This is a genomic window from Neisseria sp. P0021.S007, from assembly GCF_051956855.1.
The window spans coordinates 1-516 of record NZ_JBQCXA010001209.1 but is presented as its reverse complement, the minus strand read 5'-3'; the positions used below and the strand labels follow the sequence as shown (position 1 = coordinate 516).

1 protein-coding gene is annotated in these 516 nt (G+C 56.6%); it reads left to right on the top strand.

Features of this window, described 5'->3' with window-relative positions; translation table 11 throughout:
* A partial coding sequence (locus ACTHUR_RS18330) for an aldehyde dehydrogenase family protein (RefSeq protein WP_440400193.1) occupies nt 1-516 on the top strand: 516 nt, incomplete at both ends.

Genomic DNA, 516 nt, shown 5'->3' with positions numbered 1-516 from the left:
GGCGCAGAAATAGGCAATGCCTTGGCATCGCATCCGCAAGTCGATATGGTCAGCCTGACCGGTTCTGTCGATGCAGGCCGCCAAGTAATGGAAGCCGCCGCCACCAACATTACCAAAGTCTCACTGGAACTGGGCGGCAAAGCCCCTGCCATCGTTTTGAAAGACGCGGATTTGGACTTGGCAGTGAAATCCATCTTGGCTTCACGCGTGGGCAATACCGGCCAAATCTGTAACTGCGCCGAACGCGTATATGTCCACAGCAGCCTGAAAGACGCATTTATCGAAAAAATGACCGCCGCAATGAAAGGCGTGCGCTACGGCAACCCGGCCGAAGCCGAGCCAGGCGCACTGGAAATGGGCCCGTTGATTGAAGAGCGCGCCGTCAAAGCCGTTTCCGAGAAAGTCGAACGCGCCGTCAAACAAGGGGCGACACTAGTCTGCGGCGGCAAACGTGCCGATGGCAAAGGCTACTTCTTTGAACCTACCCTGCTGACCGATACCGACAACAGCATGGAC